This is a genomic window from Pectobacterium sp. F1-1 (genome assembly GCF_025643735.1).
Classification (GTDB): Bacteria; Pseudomonadota; Gammaproteobacteria; order Enterobacterales; family Enterobacteriaceae; genus Pectobacterium; species Pectobacterium colocasium.
The window spans coordinates 3,024,001-3,041,682 of record NZ_CP104733.1; the positions used below are offsets into that span (position 1 = coordinate 3,024,001).

Consider the following 17,682-nt stretch of genomic DNA (forward strand, 5'->3'; position numbering starts at 1 on the left):
CCAGAAGAATGACTGTCACTAAAATTATGGTTTAATAGCAGCGGCAACGAACAACTACATAGCAGAACAAATTTCCCTGACGCCGAAGGCGGTATCGGCTTTTTATAGATAATCTTTATATTTTCTAACTTATGGTATTAATATCTATTTAATCGATCATTTTTTTGCAATCTATCTATTTATAAGATAGGTAATTCTTAGGTGAAGTGAATATGGCATTTAAGATGTAACAATAAACCAGAAAATAAATAATAACAATTTGTTATATATTTAAATAAATACTGTCTGTGTTTATATTAAGCGGCGAATGGGAAGTAGAAAGAGAGAGAGTGAGATGAATGACGTGCGATAGCGTGCTTCCAGCCGCTTTCCGAGTTCGATACAAATGGCGTGCCGTTGAGCAAAAAACTCACCCAGACGCATTTTCATTAACGCGCCTGGGTGATTTAATTTTGCTATTTATTTTTTGAATCAATCAGAGATGCAGAGCCACAGCCCAGTATTACTTTTTCTTGGACGTCGCTTTGGATTTACCTTTCAGCAATTCCCTGATTTTCTTTAGTTCTTTCTGCGTCAACGGCGCTTCTGCACCGACTTCTTCTGTACCCTGACTATCCACCAGCTCAGAGGACAGTTCAGAGCCCTGATGGCTTTCATCAAAGCTCTTCAGTAACCGAGCGCTGACTTCTGCACTGATAGAGACTTCGTTTTCCAGGGCAGCAGCTTTGATTTTTTCTTTCAGCTCTGAGGAAATTTTCAGGGACAGGCTAGATATCTCACTCATTTTATTACCTTTCTCATAGGGTAAAATAGTAAGCTATGACAGCCAGCCAGTAATGTCCATACTGAAATAAAAATTTAATATTTCTGTCACAAAAATAGCGTAATTAATTTCTTAGTAAAGGTATTATTTCGCTATTTTATTTCCCCTGCTGAATATTACCTATTCCCCTTTCTCATCTTCCAGTCATCAATCATTTTCCGAGTCACGTCGTCTTTGTAACAAATCGGGGAATATCCCCCAACCCGACTCCATGCGCTACGTTTGCCACACTTGCTGCCATTACGCGCTAGATTATAAGGACAAGGGCAATTACCGGAATAAGAAGAAATTGATTCCTGAATGATCCGTTCTTTGATCTGTTCATCAGAAATCTGAGTCGTTTTCGCCATACTAGGCGTAGAAAAAGAAAACAGAACCACAGCGCACACCATCGCAATAGCCAGCGTCGTTTTCATACCGAGGGTCTCATTTTAGCCAGAGGATAATAACTGTAGTACAAAATACGTACCGCAGAACGCGGTTCTCCAGCTACCCATCATGGGTTAAAAAATTGATCATAAAATATTAACAACATAAAATGCAGGCGCTCTGAGGATAAAAGGAAACAAACGTGCCACATCACTCCCTATGGGAACTCATTAAACTTACCTACACGATCGGTTTTGTCATCGCTCTGATCGTCACTTTCTTGTTAAGTAAAGATAAGTCTCTGTTCATCCGATTCTTTACCTCGCTAATTATCGGCCTTACCTGGCCGCTGAGCTTTCCTGTTGTCCTGCTGTTCTCCCTTTTTTGAAGCATCGCATCTCCTCCAGATAACCTGCATGATGAATCAGCACGGTCGTGCCTATCCATACCTTTTAGAGAGTATGCCCCACGATGAGTAACATTCTGATCAGCGCCTGTCTGTCTGGCTTTCCCGTTCGCTATAACGGCACCAAAAAGAAATCGATTGACGACTATCTTACCCAGTGGCGCCAACAGGCGAGACTGATTACGTTTTGTCCGGAACTGGCCGCGGGTTTCCCAACGCCCAGCCTTCGGCGGAAATTATCCCGGCCTCTGGCAGCACTTCAGTCATCACGGCTGGCGCTAAGGTTGTCGAAGCAACCGGCGGCGATGTGACCGAACGTTATATTTTGGGCGCCTGGCTAACGCTGCAAATGGCGCAACAGCATAACTGCCGCTTTGCACTCCTCACGGAAGGGAGTCCATCTTGCGGTAGCCGCATGATATACAGTGGGCGATTTGATGGTTCACAAACGGCGGGAAGCGGCGTTACCGCAGAATTACTGATTCGCCACGGTGTAGAAGTGTTTTCCGATCGTGAGATCGAGCAGTTAATCGAACGTGTTGAATACTGCGATCGCCACGCTGATGCGTAACATCGCCACTGCCCCATTACAATGCGGCAGTGGCGTTATGCCAAAAAACTAACGGACAACCAATACCGATATTTTCGCATGGCGAACGATAGCAGCGGCATTTGAGCCGAGCAAATAGGTTTTTACATCTGGCCGCCGCGAACCGATTACGATCAAATCCGCGTTCATTTCCTCCGCCAGCGCTAACACTTCGTCTCTGGCCGCCCCAAAACTGACGCTGCATGACAAGCGCGATGCTGGCAAATCAATCGTTTTCATCAGTGATTTAAGCTTGTCATTCGCTTTCACCACCGCCTCATTCTCAAACTCTTTTATGCCAAAAGAATATGCAGATAAGAACGCCGACGCATCCGGGAGGGAATGAAAGAGGTGTATTGCGGCACCTGACATTTTGGCCAACCTGACGGCATGCGTAATCGCGTGTTTGGTGAGTTCATCTTGCTCTATATCTACTGGCACCAGGATGCTCGTGTACATAATCACCTCCCCCTGCGTGGATAATTGATTACCTCTCAGTATGTAAGAAGCGTAGTTCGACTATCGTCAGCAGAATATGATCCCGTTCACTTTTACACATGTTGCCCATTATTTTTAGCCAGCCCCCATTAACTCACCACCAGCGTTTCTTTAAAGCGATCGTGACTTTCCTTTACAGCGACTACAGCGACCGCGAATAAATTCGCGATGCTTCCCCCCAAGGGTGATAGCCCATTCCGATAAAGTGGAAGTCATAGCGTTCATAAAAACCGAGCAGTTCAGTGCATAAATGCAACGTAGAAAAACCCACACGACGAGCTTCCTGCGCAAGGTGTTCTATCAACTGTCCCGCATATCCATTGCCGCGATGATCTTCTTCAACGTAAAGCGCGCACAGCCAGGGATAAAGATCCATACGGCTGATGAAATCATTGGTAATTAACCCTGCACCACCAATAATATGCCCGTCCTGTTCCAGCAAATACCAATCAGGTAATGGGTTTTCAGCACCAATGCAGTGGTTGATACAGTCTTCGTAAAGCATCAACGTCTCATCGGATGCCCAGTGGCGCTGGAAGTAATGAATCGCCCGTTCTTTATATTCAGGGTGATGTCTGACAGAAATAATATTCACCATAGGATTAGCGACTCATCTCCCATGAAGCAACGATGTGCTCCGTTGTTTCTACGGTAATCGTGTTACCTGGAATAATAAAATTCCGCCACACGTCGTTGTAATGTGTGATTAATTGTTCTGCTTTCAGTTCCCCACGATTGGCCGTCGTGTGCGCATCAGCGGCAATTGTCAACGCGTAGCCTCGACTGGCCGCATTTTTAATGGTTGCATCAACACAATAATCCGTCGCACATCCGCAAATCGTAAGGTGGTCAACTCCCAGTTTCGCCAACACATCGGCTAACGGCGTACGATAAAACGCATCGCACGCCGTTTTCGTGATAGACAAACAGCCCTCTGGCTGGTTGAGCTCAGGCAATAATTGCCACCCTTCGCTGCCTGACAACATACCTTCTTCTTCATGCTGGATGAAAATCGTCCGATCTGCTGCACCTGAAAGCTGGTTTATCAATGCGACCGTCTGCGCCTGTCGCGCCCTTGGCGTTGCAAACACCGCATTTTGCATATCAATGACCATCAAAACCTGCATCTTTTTTCCTTATGTTGGCATGTAACATTATATTGGCACGTAACATCAGCACTCATTATCATCACGAAGGTAACAACCTGCCATCACGCCAGCCAGGCTGACTCGGACTAGATCATGTCCACGATACCATCAGGATAAAACTTGATTTTCCCTGAGCGCAGCAAATCAATATCAAACCAACGAGTAACGATCGGCACGCCGTTTGTCTCTATGCCATGAATGATATCTTGCTGGTAAAGTGACTCATCCTGAAAACGTGCCTCATAAACAAAGACAATCTCATGTCCAGGTTTGCCATTGTAGGAGAAAATATTTTCTGAAACGCCTAACAGCGAAAAATCCTTGGTCGCCGCGCTAATTTCCTCCTGAACTTCCCTTTCTGCTGCTGCCTGCGACAATTCGCCAAAATCAACGCCACCACCGAGCGGCAACACGTAGTGCTCATCTTTTATAGGGTCATACCCTTCAGCTAACAGAATCTTGCCATTGTTTCGGAAAAGACAAACTGCTTTTGTTCTGATCTTTTGCATGCCAACACTCCAGGTAAACTACGGCACTCTTTTGATAAAAAGACGTTTTTGATAAAAAGACATTCCCTGATAAACATACATTTTTTGACAAAATGACATGAATTGATAAAAGGCATGTAATACAGAAAAATGCCGCCTTTTTGTACAGATAAAAATCTTATAGCGCTTAATCAAAATGCATTAATAGTCTTTAATGTTCAGTGAATGTTTTTTCCCGCCTCCTCTCATTCCATCATGTTTAACTTATTGAAGTCATGCGTCTCACATAATTATTTCAGACATAATATGAGTGGGAAATGATAAATTCATATTTATCCGCCTGACCATTAATCGGCGTCATCCTTTGGCGTTCGGAAGCATCGCCAAGTCACGCCATGTTTATTTATCTTATCGACTGGTTTTATGCGTATGATCGACTAAAGTTAACTAACCATTTCTTCATGTCTGGCGGACAGCAAATTCGTGCTGTCTGGCAAGACGTGCATTAATCACGTCAGAAAACACACAAGGCAAGGGAGGAAAAGCAATGCATTCAGAGGTGCCCCCAAATGAGCTCCCGATATCTGACGCGCTTGCCCTTGATTCTCAGGTCAGCGATATGGAAATGCTCGGCAACATTGTGGAAGAGATCATTCAATCCGGCCACTCCGTCAGTAACAAGGCCATCATCGCTAAATTAATTCACAAAATTGAAACAGAGGCCAATGCCGCTTTTCAGGAGAAATATCGAGCATTGCTGGAACTGGTTGTTTATAAAACTCAGGATGACTTCCTGATTTAATGTAAGGTCACGGTACTTATCTATCGTTTTCCGATAACGTTTATACTCGTCATACTTCAAGTTGCATGTGCGTTGACTGCGTTCACTCACCCGAATCACTGACTTGAGTAAGCTCATCGGGATTCCCTCGCTTGCCGCGTTACAAGGCTTATAAATAAGCCTTGCCCTAGCGGGCCAACGCTTTGCGTTGTTCAAAAACGCCTCGTCGTTTTTGTCCTGAAGCTCGAATTATTTAGGGTATATGCTTTATCGATCAGGATTTTATTTAATTTTCACAACCGACTATGAATATGTCCGCAATAAATAACACAGATGTTTGTATTGTTATTATTCCTGACCAACAACTATCGATTTATTAATGACGCAGAATGCGACACCTATTTATTTTACTCATCGTTAATATTCATTTCTGAATGAATAGGAAAGGGAAAAATTCGTATCGCAGCGTCGCGACACGCTCACAGCAGCTTGGTTCGAACGCCGTTACGGACAACAGGTTTATTAGCGATACAAGGTAGACATGCTGTCGAATTGAATAACACAAACGAAAACGGGCTAGCCTAAGCTAACCCGTTGAATTTTTTGGCGGAGGAGTAGAGATTCGAACTCTAGAACACTTTCGCGTCGCCGGTTTTCAAGACCGGTGCCTTCAACCACTCGGCCACTCCTCCGCAATGACGCGAACTATAAACAGTGAATGAGATCTTGTAAAGCATCACTGCGCTCAATTGCCTGAAAAATAATCTACCGCAGTGCGTTTGAACGCAAAATCGTCACACAGTAGATAAAATAGCGCAACTTATCTCCCACCTCCTAAAAATCACAGAACAAAACACGAGCGCAGACTCGAAGGATGAACTATTTTCAGCGTAAAGAAGGGTAAACCACCTTTAATCACGTCCTGAAACTATTTACTCTTTGACATTGGATAATAGCACCCTGAAGAGAGAGTCGCTGATATGGATCGTATTGTTGTTTCTTCTACTCGTGAAAGCTCGCTACTCAGCACGCACAAAGTGCTGCGCAACACCTATTTCCTGCTGTCGCTAACGCTGGGCTTTTCCGCCGTTACCGCAACGGCAAGTACCGTACTTAACCTGCCTGCCCCTGGCTTGATTCTGATGCTGGTTGGGTTTTATGGCCTGATGTTCCTGACGCACAAACTGGCAAACAGCCCTGCGGGTATTCTGGCGGCATTCGCTCTGACTGGATTTATGGGTTATACGCTGGGCCCGATTTTAAGCTCGCTGATTTCTTCCGGCGCAGGCGACATTGTTATGCTAGCGCTAGGCGGCACGGCACTGGTGTTCTTCTGCTGTTCAGCCTATGTCTTAACGACACGTAAGGATATGTCCTTCCTGTCAGGCATGATGATGGCAGGGTTCGTGGTTCTGATTGTTGCCGTCATCGCCAATCTGTTCTTGCAGATTCCGGCATTACATCTGGCGATCAGCGCCCTGTTTATTCTGTTCTCTGCGGGTGCCATCCTGTGGGAAACCAGTAACATCATTCACGGTGGCGAAACCAACTACATCCGGGCAACCGTTAGCCTGTATGTCGCGATATACAATATTTTCGTTAGCCTGCTGAGCATTCTGGGCATCATGCGTAACGACTAAGTCTCGTTTAGCACTACACCGAGAAAGCCCCTGTCGGGGCTTTTTTTTATTCCGGCGCAGACAGAAATATTTGCTAAACTGCAGGCTGATTTATCGCTGGTGGAGAGAAGATGTTGGAGTTTGAAGGACGCACAATCGCAACAGACGCGCAAGGTTACCTAATGGATAGCACCGCGTGGAGTGAAGCGTTGGCTCACGTGTTAGCAGAACAAGAAGGCATCACGCTAACTGAACCGCATTGGGAAGTTGTCCGGTTTGTACGAAATTTTTATCAGGAATTTAATACATCACCCGCGATACGCATGTTGGTTAAAGCGATGGCGAAAAAGTATGGCGAAGAGAAAGGAAACAGTCGCTACCTGTATAAACTGTTCCCGAAAGGACCAGCGAAGCAGGCAACGAAAATTGCCGGCTTACCCAAACCGGTCAAATGCATCTAACGTCATCCGCTTTCAATAGCGGATCGTAAAACTCTCATAGTCCGTCTTGCCGTGTGGCTCAATAAGCACCCTATCCACTCTGGCGCTTCGTGGGCCACCTTGCTTCAGCCACTCAATCAACGCCTCTACCGCATGAGGTTCGCCATTTGCCACCACTTCCACGCTGCCATCATCGCAATTGCGCGCATACCCATTAAGCCCAAGTCGCCTGGCCTGATGCTGCGTGTTGTAGCGAAACCCGACGCCCTGAACCATGCCATAGACATAGGCGACTGTTGCTATCTTTACCATATTCTTCCCCCTTTCATCTTCCTCCCCCTTTTCACCCCGAGAGGCTAAACAACATTTCATTAGCAGGGGTGTATCTTCTAAAAATTTACACCATACTGTTAATAATGTGTTCAGCCAGTGATTCACCAGCGAACACATCGCTTGAAAAACGCTGTACGCTAAAAGGCGTTATCAGATGCGTTTGTCCTCCTCCACGTCATCCGCAGCGAGTAGAAAGTGTAATCTATTTCCAGGGGGTTATATGATCATCTGTAAATTTGGCATCGGACAACAGATTCGTCATAAGCTGCTGGGGTTTCCGGGGGTTGTTATTGATATCGATCCCGAATACTCATTAGAAACGCCCACCTGGGAAGAAATTAGCGGCAATGATACGCCGCGTTCAGAACCGTGGTATCACGTGGTGATGGAAGATGACGAAGGCCAACCGATACATACCTATCTGGCAGAAGCACAATTGATGAAGGAAGAGCTTTCAGAACACGAGCATCCTTCACTAAATGAATTAGCCGAGGTCATTCAGCGCCGCGCACCACAACTGCGCCATTAGCTTTTCCCGACGGAAAATATTGGCTACCGAAGGCAGACATTGGCGATGTTGTGATACTCAACATCGCCCTGCGCTTGTAACGCATTTCCCCCACACGCTTACTTACCCAGCCCTAACCGTGGAATTTCAATTTTCGGGCAGCGATCCATTACGACTTTCAGCCCGGCATCGTGAGCCAAAATTGCCGCTTGCTCATTGATGACGCCGATCTGTAGCCATAGCACGTTAGCGCCAATGGCGATTGCCTCTTTGGCGACCTCATAAGCTGCTTCCGGCTGGCGAAAGACATCGACCATATCAACCGGTTTAGGAATATCCGCCAAGTTGGCATACGCTTTTTGGCCCAGAAGCGTCTGGCCTGCCAGTTTGGGGCTAACGGGAATAACGTCGTACCCCTGTTCAAGCAAATACGCCATCACACCATAACTCGGGCGAGACGGTTTATCACTGGCTCCCACAAGTGCAATGGTTTTTACCGTTTTCAGTACAGATTCAATATCACTGTCATTCATGCTATTCCGCCTCTCTTGCGTGATTTATTACAGTGTATCGCACATTCTACGAATAGCAGGAAATGGCTCAAAAACCCACCGTCTGCACCCTATAGAACGAAAAATGCCATAACAGCCTGTTTCAAATTGAAACCTTTGACACATTCAGACAATTCCTCAACAATACCTAGATTAGGTGTCATTTGGGAAAATTATGAAATTCGGCTTCATCACTGTCTGTCTCTTTATTGCAGGTTTCAGCTCTTCTGCAATTGCGGCAACAACGTTGAAATTAGATCAGAAAATCGATCTCCTGATGGTTGACGGGCAAAAAATGTCAGGCTCGCTGCTGAAAGGCGCCGATAGCCTCGAACTTGGCAGTGGGCAACATCAGATTTTGTTCAAAGTTGCCGATACCATCGATGCCCAAACCGGTGCGCCGATCACCTATTTTCCTTCCACGTTTATTGCGGCGTTTAACACGGAAAAAGTGGCATCGGTATCATTTAAACTCCCACCGCTGCACACCCTTGAGGAGCGCAAAAATTTCACTGCTCAGCCTCAATATCAACTACTTGATGAGAAAAATCAGGCTATCCCCGTGCGTACCGATGCGCTTGTCATCGCTGACAATGAGCTGCTCGATATAGAGCGGAAGATGTCGGAATACAACGCAGCGGCGAAAGGCGCTTCCGTTGCAGGCTTTGCCACCGCACTGAATGAATCCGTAACCTGGTGATTTTACGCGCAGTCACATCAGATTTTTGATACCCGTTCGCCTTTTCCTGCTTTTATCGCTTTGCACCGAAACAGCGTTTCCGTAATCTGTCTGTACCCTAGCGTCAGCTTTACTACACCAGATTGAAGGACGTAACCATGGAGTTCACCACCCGTACCATCGCCGCGCAAAAACATATTGCGCTGGTAGCACACGACCACTGTAAACAATCCCTGCTGGATTGGGTTGGTACGAATAAAGAACAGCTCAAAGAGCACACGCTTTACGCCACCGGAACCACCGGAAACCTGATTCAGTTGAATACGGGACTGCCCGTAAAAAGCATGCTGAGCGGGCCAATGGGAGGGGATCAACAGGTTGGCGCTCTCATCTCCGAAGGAAAAATCGATTTAATGATCTTCTTTTGGGATCCGCTTAACGCCGTACCACACGATCCCGATGTGAAGGCGCTCCTGAGGCTAGCTACAGTGTGGAACATTCCCGTGGCCACCAACCGTGCAACGGCGGATTTTCTGGTCAACTCTGCGCTATTTAAAGAATCCGTACAGATCACCATCCCTGATTATCAGCGCTATCTGCAAGATCGCCTGAAATAGTTACCGCAATGACCATGGACCAGCGGCGTATCACACCGTCGACGCTGGTCTCTGCAACCCCCACTTCCCTGTTTTCGCTTTTCGTTATCCCGGCTTACGCTGTGTCGGCACGCCTAAGCGATGGAGATGTTCAATAAACACCGAGGGATTTGCCACATCCTGTAGCAGCCAGACACGATGTTTCGCTCTCGTCAACGCCACATACAGTAAGCGTCGTTCTTCTGCATCGGGGAAATCCTCAGGTTCAGGTAACAGCACCGCCTCAATCACAGATTCCCTTGCCGGCGCCGGGAAGCCGTCTTTCCCCTCATGCATACCCACGATGATGACATAGTCCGCCTGCTGCCCTTTACTGGCATGCACAGTCATGAAATCAATAGGCAAATTCGGCCATTTGGTCGCAGCCTTATCCAAAATAGCAGGACGTAAATGGTGGTAGCGGGCAAGCACAAGAATGCGCTCATCCGCTTTCACAAAGCCACTCAGTTTATCCAAAAGTGGCTCAAGCTGATCCTGAGGTAGGATCGTCACCGCTTTTTTATCCCCTTTACTCAGGCTATTAAGCGGTTTTTTCAACTGATATGGGTTTTGTTGTATGAACGTGTTGGCGATTTCACCAATGCGTTCATTAAAGCGATAGGTGGTATCCAGCGCGCACTGTTCACCGACGCCGAAATGCTGCTCAAAGGCCGTCGTCAACGTCAGTTCAGCACCGCTAAAGCGGTAAATGGCCTGCCAGTCATCCCCTACGGCAAAAAGACAGGTACGACTATTCTGCCGGCGCAGTGCCGCCAACAGACTCGCACGCTGTGGCGAAATATCCTGGAATTCGTCCACCAGAATATGTTTCCAAGGGCTAACAAAACGCCCTTTATCCAGCAGGTTTACAGCCTGATGGATGAGGCCGGAGAAATCGACCGCGTTTTCATCCTTAAGTGCCTTTTTCCAGGCTTTCAACAACGGTGCCATCAGGCGAACGCGTTGCTGAAATTCGGTCCGAATGGATTCTGGCGCCTGCTCAACCATTTCGCTCTGACTGCCGCCATGCATACGCATCAGCCCTAGCCAACGCTCTAGTCGCCCGGCCAGTCGCCCCGCGAGTTTCGGGTCATGCCAGAAATCACCTTCTGGCACATCCCACTCCAGCTCTTCTGTTAACCAACGCCGCCACCCGTTAGCCTGCGTTTTCTTCTCGGCACACTGCTGCTGCCAGTGAGAAATCAGCAGTTCCCGACGCTGTTTCGCATCGCTTTCCAACTGGCTTATCATCGGTGCCTTACGGCTAGCCTGCTGAATGATGTGCAATGCCAGCGCATGGAACGTCTTGGCCTGAATGTCGTCCGTGTGGAGCCGTTCCTGAATGCGCTCGTTCATCTCTTCTGCCGCTTTACGACCAAACGCCAGTAGCAAAATTTGATCGGGTGTAGCCTCCTGCCGATGCATTAACCACGCCGCTCGAGCCACCAGCACGGAGGTTTTCCCGCTACCGGCACCTGCCAGCACCAGTACGCCTTCTTCGCCATTTATCACAGCCTTACTCTGCGACACGTTTAATGGCGAACTCTCAACCGTTTCAAAGAAAGACTGCTCTGCCGCCAACGTGCGATCCATCCATGCCTGATTCGCCGCAGTGCGCATCTCATCGCCCAGCTCAAGCCAGCGCAGGCAGTCCCGGTAGTGATCACGGCAGTTATCAAAGGTTTCCAGACGAGAAACAGGCAGGGGAAGCGCTGCCAGAGAATCGCGAATAGCATTCTGCAATGTTGACAGCGCCTGACGGCTAAACCATTTATCCTGCTGCATCAGCGCTTGAATACTGTCCGTTTGACGCTGCAAAACCTCGGCGCTGACCAGACTCATCTCCTCGCTCCAGTCAAGCCAAGACTTGAGAAGATGGCGGTAAAAAGCCTGCGTTTCCTGCCATTCTGTTCCGTGCAAGCGCACCACTTTTCCGGCTGGCAATTCAAATTCCAGCTCTCCCCACACCAGCCCTCTTTTACAGTGAATGCCCAGCAGTTGGTTAAAGGGGAGCAGGTATTGATGTTTATCGCCACTCACTTCGACACCGGCATTCAGTAACCGCACCCGATTGTAAGGATGCTGGGCCAGATGTTTACCTAACGAGGTGGATTTCAGTTCCATGATGTTCGCGCCATGACTATGTGAGAGGTTATTCGTCCATTTTTCGTCGTTTATCTGTTCCCTAGTTTACCCGTTATCAGACTTCACGCTCTAGCCTTAAAAACAGGTTAGAATATCCTAATGCTTAATGTGATAATTCTTTTACCATCAGTGAGTTTGGTTACTTTAACGGGTTACCTTATACGTACAGGAGAGATTATGCGAACTGTGTTGAATATCCTTAACTTCGTATTAGGTGGTTTCTTCACCACACTAGCCTGGCTTCTGGCGACGGTCGTCAGCGTGCTGCTGATTTTTACCTTACCGCTAACACGCTCATGTTGGGAAATCACCAAGCTGTCGCTCTTGCCTTATGGCAATGAGGCCATCCATGTTGATGAACTGCGACCGGATGAAAAGAGCACGATTCTCAACGCCGGCGGCTCTCTGCTGAATATCTTCTGGTTTATTTTCTTTGGCTGGTGGCTTTGCCTGTCGCACATCATTACAGGTATCGCGCAGTGTATTACGATCATTGGCATTCCCGTTGGCATCGCCAATTTTAAGATCGCTGCCATCGCGCTGTGGCCAGTAGGACGTCGCGTGGTTTCCGTCGAGCTTGCACAGGCTGCGCGGGAAAATAATGCTCGCCGCCACTTTCGTTAACGGCATCTAAGGATATTACGTTGCTCACCTTTGCCCCAAGGGAATTCGCCGCTATGTGTACAATAGCAGTTGGCTGTACACCATTCGTATCCTAATTGCACTCAGTGGTGCGGCGGCAGTTCCCTGGTGGCTAGGTCAGCCAACATCGACCATTCCCGTCACGCTTGGCGTCGTCGCGGCCGCCCTCACCGACCTTGACGATCGCCTCACCGGGCGCCTACGTAATCTGTTCATTACACTGGCCTGTTTTTTTGTCGCTTCCATCTCTATCGAACTGCTTTTTCCCTATCCCTGGCTGTTCGGGATTGGTCTGGCAGTATCGACCTGCGGCTTTATTCTGCTCGGCGCATTAGGGCAGCGCTATGCGACAATCGCATTCGGCGCACTGCTGATCGCGATTTACACCATGCTGGGCATCTCTCTTTATGACAACTGGTATCAGCAACCCATCATGCTGCTGATCGGCGCCTCGTGGTACAATCTGCTTACGCTGTTCGGCCATCTCATCTTCCCTATCCGCCCGTTGCAGGATAACCTCGCGCAGTGTTATCAGCAGTTGGCGCGTTATCTGGATGCAAAAGCCAACCTGTTCGATCCCGATATTGAAGAAGAAACCGACAAACCCTTGATTGACGTCGCGATGGCAAACAGCCAGTTGGTTGCGATACTCAACCAGACCAAGTCTTCGTTGTTAACCCGTCTGCGTGGCGATCGCGGACAACGCGGGACGCGCCAAACGCTGCACTACTATTTTGTCGCTCAGGATATTCACGAACGGGCCAGTTCGTCGCATGTTTACTATCCGCAACTGCGTGAAAAACTGCGCTATAGCGACGTCTTATTCCGCTTTCAACGCCTGCTGAGCATGCAAGCCAAAGCCTGTCAGAAACTGTCGCAATCCATTCTGTTGCAGCAAAAATATCAGCATGATAGCCGCCTTGAGCGGGCTTTCGTGCACCTTGAATCCGCTATTGCACGCATCACGGCCAACAACATGGCGGACGCGACCCAAATCAAGGCGCTCACTTATTTATTAAATAACCTGCGCGCGATTGATGCCCAGTTAGCGACGATCGAATCCGAACAGGCCATTGAGCAAGAAAATAACCCGGAAAACACGCTGGCAGATGACAAAATCACGGGATGGAGCGACATCCGCTTACGCATTAGCCGCCACCTAACCCCAGTCGGCACTGTTCCGTCATGCTATCCGTATGTCCGTATTACTCTGTAGCGGCTATGCACTGATTCAGGTCACGGGGATGCAGCACGGTTACTGGATTCTGCTGACTAGTCTGTTTGTTTGTCAGCCAAACTATAACGCTACCCGGCGGAGGCTGACGTTGAGGATTATCGGCACCTTGACCGGCATTTTACTCGGCTTGCCTGTCTTGTATTTCGTTCCTTCACTAGAAGGGCAGCTCACGTTAATCGTCATTAGCGGCGTACTGTTCTTCGCCTTTCGCAACGTACAGTATGCACACGCGACCATGTTTATTACGCTGCTTGTCCTGCTCTGTTTCAACCTGTTGGGCGAAGGCTTCGAAGTCGCAGTGCCACGTATTATCGATACTTTATTAGGGTGTGCCATTGCATGGGCTGCGGTGAGCTTTATCTGGCCGGATTGGCGTTTTCGTGGTCTGCCAACCGTTATCAATCAGACATTAGACGCCAACTGCCGTTATCTGGACGCGATAATGGTGCAATATCATCAGGGGAAAGATAATAGCCTGCCTTATCGTATCGCCCGCCGGGATGCGCATAACTGCGATGCCGAGCTGGCATCCGTTGTATCGAATATGTCTTCAGAACCTCACGCAACCCGGAACAAATTGGATAGTGCATTTCGCTTCATGTGTCTGAATCATACGTTGTTAAGCTATATTTCAACGCTCGGCGCACACCGCGGGAAAATTACTTCATCGGAAACGCTGCTGTTACTGGATGACGCCGTTTGCCATGTTGATGACGCACTACACGGTAGCGAAGAGGAAAGTGTGCGAATCAATCAGGGATTGAAAACTATTACCGCCAGCATTCAATCCCTTTCACCCGAATCAGACAGTAAAGAATCATTAATTATTCAGCAAATCAGCCTGCTGCTCGATCTCCTGCCTGAACTTGTACAGCTAAAAAATGACATGATTACACAGTAAGAATAAAGCGAATTTCTTAGTGCTTGGATCCTTTGGAGACCGCATTGTTTTTATACCATTCCAACAGTTCGTTGCGGATATCGCGGGGAAGAGCTGCCTGATGCGTGCCACAAATGGCGCCAGCAAGCGCCAATAGCACGTTAACACTCAGATTAGTGCGAACCTTCCGTAACTCGAGATAGCTGTTTTTCGCACCATAATGCTGTAGTTCATCGACATTTCTTATCCCTGCTTTCCACAACAGGCGTTCAATATCGTGGTTAAGATTAGGGAGATCTTTTAGCCGTCCGTTGGTGCTTCTGACGGCTTTGTCATACTGCGCGCCGACCAACGCCAAACGGGCAAAATACAGTAACTGCACAGATTCTTGCCACAATACCTCATCAACAAGAAAATAATTCAACGGAACTGGCATGCCGCGTTTGGTATAAATCAGATTGGGCATATCACGCTGCTGAAAATATTTTTCATCCTTCTTACTCGCGCGAAGATAAAGCTCCCCTTCTGACACCAACCCGAAAATCGTTTTATTTGCTGCGATGCTGTAGCCACCAAATTGAGAACGTGAGGTGATTTCCCCCAAAGATGAAAAAGAATGCTGAGATTGCAAAATCCTTTTTCTGCATAATTGCTTCATTGCCATAATCCTTAGTATTGAAATGATTTCTTCCTGAACAATTAAAAATATCTGTAGCAGGAACAAATAATTAAACACAGCCCCGATGCGGCTTCAAACAGTAAATGTGTTTACTGTCTCTTGCATAAGGAATATGCGAAGCGCTTTCAAAAAATCAGGTTGATTTTCACACACACAGTAGGTACTGTATACCCATACAGTAACACTATGGGTAGAACTCATTATGCGTACGCAATCAATCAGCTCTCACAACATTCAGTCGTCATCGTTTTCTGCAAGTCAGCATGCTGCGGAAACTTCGATCAGCGCCGGCGGAATTATCAGCGAAATCGTGTACAACGCCGATCAGCCCATAGTCACACACCTGCTATTACCGCTCTTACAGCAGCTAGGTACGCAATCGCGTTGGCTGCTGTGGCTTTCTCCTCAACAAAAATTGAGCCGCCCTTGGGTACAGCAATCTGGCTTACCGCTGGATAAAATGGTGCAACTTCACCACCTCAATCCACTATTTACAGTGGATGCGATGGAAAGAGCCTTGCTGACAGGAAATTACAGCGCGGTATTATGCTGGTTACCACACGAATTAACGGAAGAAGAGAAGGTTCGGCTACGCCACGCCGCACAGGCAGGAAATACGTACGGCTTTATTATGCGGCCGGAAAGTACTGGCGGTGACGCGTATAGACTATTTCCCAGCCTTAAAATTCATTCGACATTGTATCATTAAGTAAATTAAGAATTTTCTCAGCCCTGGCTGGTTATGTGTTATACAGATCGCCGCAGAGCGGTATTCTGCGGGCTTCTTGAGTATATTTGATACAGCTAAAAGGCGTAAGATCTGTCAAAAGCATCTACTATTTGTTAGCAAGTATGTATGAATCGTGCGGTTTTCTTATGACGCAAATCACATCATACTTGTAACTTTCTCATCACGTTGTAGACTTTAACTCGCTGGAGTTGCTCTTTTATAACGTCAGTTGACTGACAGTAAGTCATAAATAAGGGCAAAGTCTCCAACCAAAGGATTTTAACCAAAGGTTTATTAGCCCCTCAGGTTAATTACCGATTTGGATGATAATGAGGCGTAAAATGAAAAAAACAGCTATCGCAGTTGCAGTGGCACTGGCTGGCTTCGCGACCGTCGCGCAAGCAGCTCCTAAAGACAATACCTGGTACACCGGTGGTAAACTGGGTGTGTCTCAATTCCACGATACTGGTTTCTACGGAAATGGTTACACTGGTGTCAACAACAACCCAATCAAAAGCAAGTTAGGCGCGGGCGCATTTGTTGGTTATCAAGCCAACCCGTACCTGGGCTTTGAACTGGGCTACGACTGGCTGGGCCGCATGAAGTATGCAGGTTCTACTGCTAGTGCAGCAGACAGTGCGAGCTTCAAAGCACAGGGCATCCAACTGGCTGCTAAACTGAGCTACCCAGTTCTGCCAGATCTGGATGTTTATACCCGTCTGGGCGGCATGGTATGGCGCGCAGACAGCCATGCAGCTACCTCTGTAAACACCGGTACAAGAGCTGACATCAATAACGACGACACTGGCGTTTCTCCGCTGGCTGCGATCGGTGTTGAATACGCTATCGACAAAAACTGGGCTACTCGTGTTGACTACCAGTGGGTAAGCAACATTGGTGATGCTGGTACCGTTGGTGCACGTCCAGACAACATGCTGATGAGCGTTGGCCTGTCTTACCGTTTCGGTCAAGATGACCGTGTAGCACCAGTTGTTGCTCCGGCTCCAACTCCAGCTCCGGCTCCAGTTGTTGAAACCAAGCGTTTCACGCTGAAATCTGACGTCCTGTTCAACTTCAACAAAGCAACGCTGAAAGCAGAAGGCCAGCAATCACTGGATCAACTGTACACTCAGTTGAGCTCTCTGGATCCGAAAGACGGTTCCGTTGTTGTTCTGGGCTTCACTGACCGTTTAGGTTCAGAGCAATACAACCAAGCCCTGTCTGAAAAACGCGCACAGAGCGTTGTTGATTACCTGGTATCTAAAGGTATCCCTGCGAACAAAATCTCTGCTCGTGGCCTGGGCAAATCTCAACCTGTTACCGGTTCTACCTGTGACAACGTGAAACCTCGTGCTGCGCTGATCGACTGCCTGGCACCAGATCGTCGCGTAGAGATAGAAGTTAAAGGCATCAAAGACGTTGTAACTCAGCCTCAGGCTTAAGTTATTAACGAAAAAAAACCTCGCTCCGGCGAGGTTTTTTTATGACCGACATTCTTGCCC

The 17,682-nt window shown here is 47.8% G+C and carries 20 protein-coding genes, 1 tRNA gene and 2 pseudogenes; 12 read left to right on the forward strand and 11 right to left on the reverse strand.

From position 1 onward, the window contains the following. Positions 1-502: 502 nt before the first annotated feature. Together NAL19_RS13360 and NAL19_RS13365 are read right to left on the reverse strand one after the other, a co-directional pair. Positions 503-784 (reverse strand): hypothetical protein, encoded by a 282-nt coding sequence (locus NAL19_RS13360; RefSeq protein ID WP_225085034.1) that lies wholly within the window; start codon positions 782-784, stop codon positions 503-505. A gap of 155 nt (positions 785-939) precedes the next feature. Beyond that, positions 940-1,239, reverse strand: a complete 300-nt coding sequence (locus tag NAL19_RS13365) for a hypothetical protein (protein ID WP_225085035.1) — start codon at positions 1,237-1,239, stop codon at positions 940-942. Between the two features lie 155 nt (positions 1,240-1,394). Here NAL19_RS13365 and NAL19_RS13370 point away from each other — a divergent pair, with 155 nt between their 5' ends. Both NAL19_RS13370 and NAL19_RS13375 read left to right on the forward strand, forming a co-directional pair. Next, a complete protein-coding gene (locus tag NAL19_RS13370; protein ID WP_225085036.1) occupies positions 1,395-1,580 on the forward strand; it encodes a GhoT/OrtT family toxin in 186 nt (61 codons plus the stop codon). Positions 1,581-1,663: 83 nt separating this feature from the next. Next, a pseudogene (locus NAL19_RS13375) lies at positions 1,664-2,169 on the forward strand (DUF523 domain-containing protein). Between the two features lie 48 nt (positions 2,170-2,217). On the opposite strand, the gene NAL19_RS13380 reads toward NAL19_RS13375, so the two are convergent. The 4 genes from NAL19_RS13380 to NAL19_RS13395 form a co-directional block, all read right to left on the reverse strand. Next, complete coding sequence (locus tag NAL19_RS13380) at positions 2,218-2,646, reverse strand: universal stress protein (RefSeq protein WP_225085038.1); 429 nt, start codon at positions 2,644-2,646, stop codon at positions 2,218-2,220. A 181-nt stretch (positions 2,647-2,827) separates the two neighbouring features. Continuing rightward, the gene (locus tag NAL19_RS13385; RefSeq protein ID WP_263057617.1) at positions 2,828-3,283 is read right to left on the reverse strand and encodes a GNAT family N-acetyltransferase; all 456 of its coding nucleotides are present in this window, start codon (positions 3,281-3,283) and stop codon (positions 2,828-2,830) included. Between the two features lie 4 nt (positions 3,284-3,287). Then, positions 3,288-3,812, reverse strand: coding sequence for an isochorismatase family protein (locus NAL19_RS13390; RefSeq protein ID WP_263057618.1), 525 nt, complete (start codon positions 3,810-3,812; stop codon positions 3,288-3,290). Positions 3,813-3,919: 107 nt separating this feature from the next. After that, positions 3,920-4,342, reverse strand: a complete 423-nt coding sequence (locus NAL19_RS13395; RefSeq protein ID WP_225085041.1) for an NUDIX hydrolase — start codon at positions 4,340-4,342, stop codon at positions 3,920-3,922. A gap of 526 nt (positions 4,343-4,868) precedes the next feature. Here NAL19_RS13395 and NAL19_RS13400 point away from each other — a divergent pair. Further along, a complete protein-coding gene (locus tag NAL19_RS13400) occupies positions 4,869-5,123 on the forward strand; it encodes a biofilm/acid-resistance regulator YmgB/AriR (RefSeq protein ID WP_225085042.1) in 255 nt (84 codons plus the stop codon). 583 nt (positions 5,124-5,706) lie between these two features. On the opposite strand, the gene NAL19_RS13405 is transcribed toward NAL19_RS13400, so the two are convergent. Then, positions 5,707-5,794, reverse strand: a tRNA-Ser gene (locus NAL19_RS13405). 288 nt (positions 5,795-6,082) lie between these two features. Here NAL19_RS13405 and yccA point away from each other — a divergent pair. Beyond that, positions 6,083-6,742 carry an FtsH protease modulator YccA gene (yccA, locus tag NAL19_RS13410; RefSeq protein WP_107167731.1) on the forward strand — a complete coding sequence of 220 codons (660 nt, stop codon included), beginning with the start codon at positions 6,083-6,085 and terminating at the stop codon, positions 6,740-6,742. A gap of 110 nt (positions 6,743-6,852) precedes the next feature. Continuing rightward, positions 6,853-7,182 (forward strand): sulfurtransferase TusE, encoded by a 330-nt coding sequence (tusE, locus tag NAL19_RS13415; protein ID WP_225085043.1) that lies wholly within the window; start codon positions 6,853-6,855, stop codon positions 7,180-7,182. A 12-nt stretch (positions 7,183-7,194) separates the two neighbouring features. Here tusE and yccX read toward each other — a convergent pair whose 3' ends face one another. Beyond that, positions 7,195-7,473: an acylphosphatase gene (yccX, locus tag NAL19_RS13420; protein WP_263057619.1), complete on the reverse strand. Its 279-nt coding sequence runs from the start codon at positions 7,471-7,473 to the stop codon at positions 7,195-7,197. Between the two features lie 241 nt (positions 7,474-7,714). On the opposite strand from yccX, the gene hspQ reads away from it, so the two are divergent. Next, the gene (gene hspQ, locus NAL19_RS13425) at positions 7,715-8,023 is read left to right on the forward strand and encodes a heat shock protein HspQ (protein ID WP_015840746.1); all 309 of its coding nucleotides are present in this window, start codon (positions 7,715-7,717) and stop codon (positions 8,021-8,023) included. Between the two features lie 98 nt (positions 8,024-8,121). Here the strand turns inward: hspQ and NAL19_RS13430 are convergent, their stop codons facing one another. Further along, complete coding sequence (locus NAL19_RS13430) at positions 8,122-8,535, reverse strand: CoA-binding protein (RefSeq protein ID WP_263057620.1); 414 nt, start codon at positions 8,533-8,535, stop codon at positions 8,122-8,124. Positions 8,536-8,728: 193 nt separating this feature from the next. Here NAL19_RS13430 and NAL19_RS13435 point away from each other — a divergent pair, with 193 nt between their 5' ends. Continuing rightward, positions 8,729-9,253, forward strand: a complete 525-nt coding sequence (locus tag NAL19_RS13435) for a DUF2057 family protein (protein ID WP_225085046.1) — start codon at positions 8,729-8,731, stop codon at positions 9,251-9,253. 137 nt (positions 9,254-9,390) lie between these two features. Continuing rightward, positions 9,391-9,849, forward strand: a complete 459-nt coding sequence (locus NAL19_RS13440) for a methylglyoxal synthase (protein ID WP_225085047.1) — start codon at positions 9,391-9,393, stop codon at positions 9,847-9,849. Positions 9,850-9,933: 84 nt separating this feature from the next. On the opposite strand, the gene helD is transcribed toward NAL19_RS13440, so the two are convergent. Next, a complete protein-coding gene (helD, locus tag NAL19_RS13445; RefSeq protein WP_263057621.1) occupies positions 9,934-11,991 on the reverse strand; it encodes a DNA helicase IV in 2,058 nt (685 codons plus the stop codon). 198 nt (positions 11,992-12,189) lie between these two features. Here helD and NAL19_RS13450 point away from each other — a divergent pair, with 198 nt between their 5' ends. Further along, the gene (locus tag NAL19_RS13450) at positions 12,190-12,636 is read left to right on the forward strand and encodes a YccF domain-containing protein (RefSeq protein WP_225085049.1); all 447 of its coding nucleotides are present in this window, start codon (positions 12,190-12,192) and stop codon (positions 12,634-12,636) included. 20 nt (positions 12,637-12,656) lie between these two features. Beyond that, a pseudogene (gene yccS / locus NAL19_RS13455) lies at positions 12,657-14,792 on the forward strand (YccS family putative transporter). Between the two features lie 16 nt (positions 14,793-14,808). On the opposite strand, the gene NAL19_RS13460 reads toward yccS, so the two are convergent. Continuing rightward, a complete protein-coding gene (locus tag NAL19_RS13460; RefSeq protein WP_263057622.1) occupies positions 14,809-15,429 on the reverse strand; it encodes a TfoX/Sxy family DNA transformation protein in 621 nt (206 codons plus the stop codon). 223 nt (positions 15,430-15,652) lie between these two features. Between NAL19_RS13460 and sulA the strand changes: the two genes are divergently transcribed. After that, positions 15,653-16,159, forward strand: coding sequence for an SOS-induced cell division inhibitor SulA (sulA, locus tag NAL19_RS13465; RefSeq protein WP_263057623.1), 507 nt, complete (start codon positions 15,653-15,655; stop codon positions 16,157-16,159). A gap of 362 nt (positions 16,160-16,521) precedes the next feature. Beyond that, positions 16,522-17,622, forward strand: coding sequence for a porin OmpA (gene ompA / locus NAL19_RS13470; RefSeq protein WP_225085052.1), 1,101 nt, complete (start codon positions 16,522-16,524; stop codon positions 17,620-17,622). Positions 17,623-17,682 lie beyond the last annotated feature (60 nt).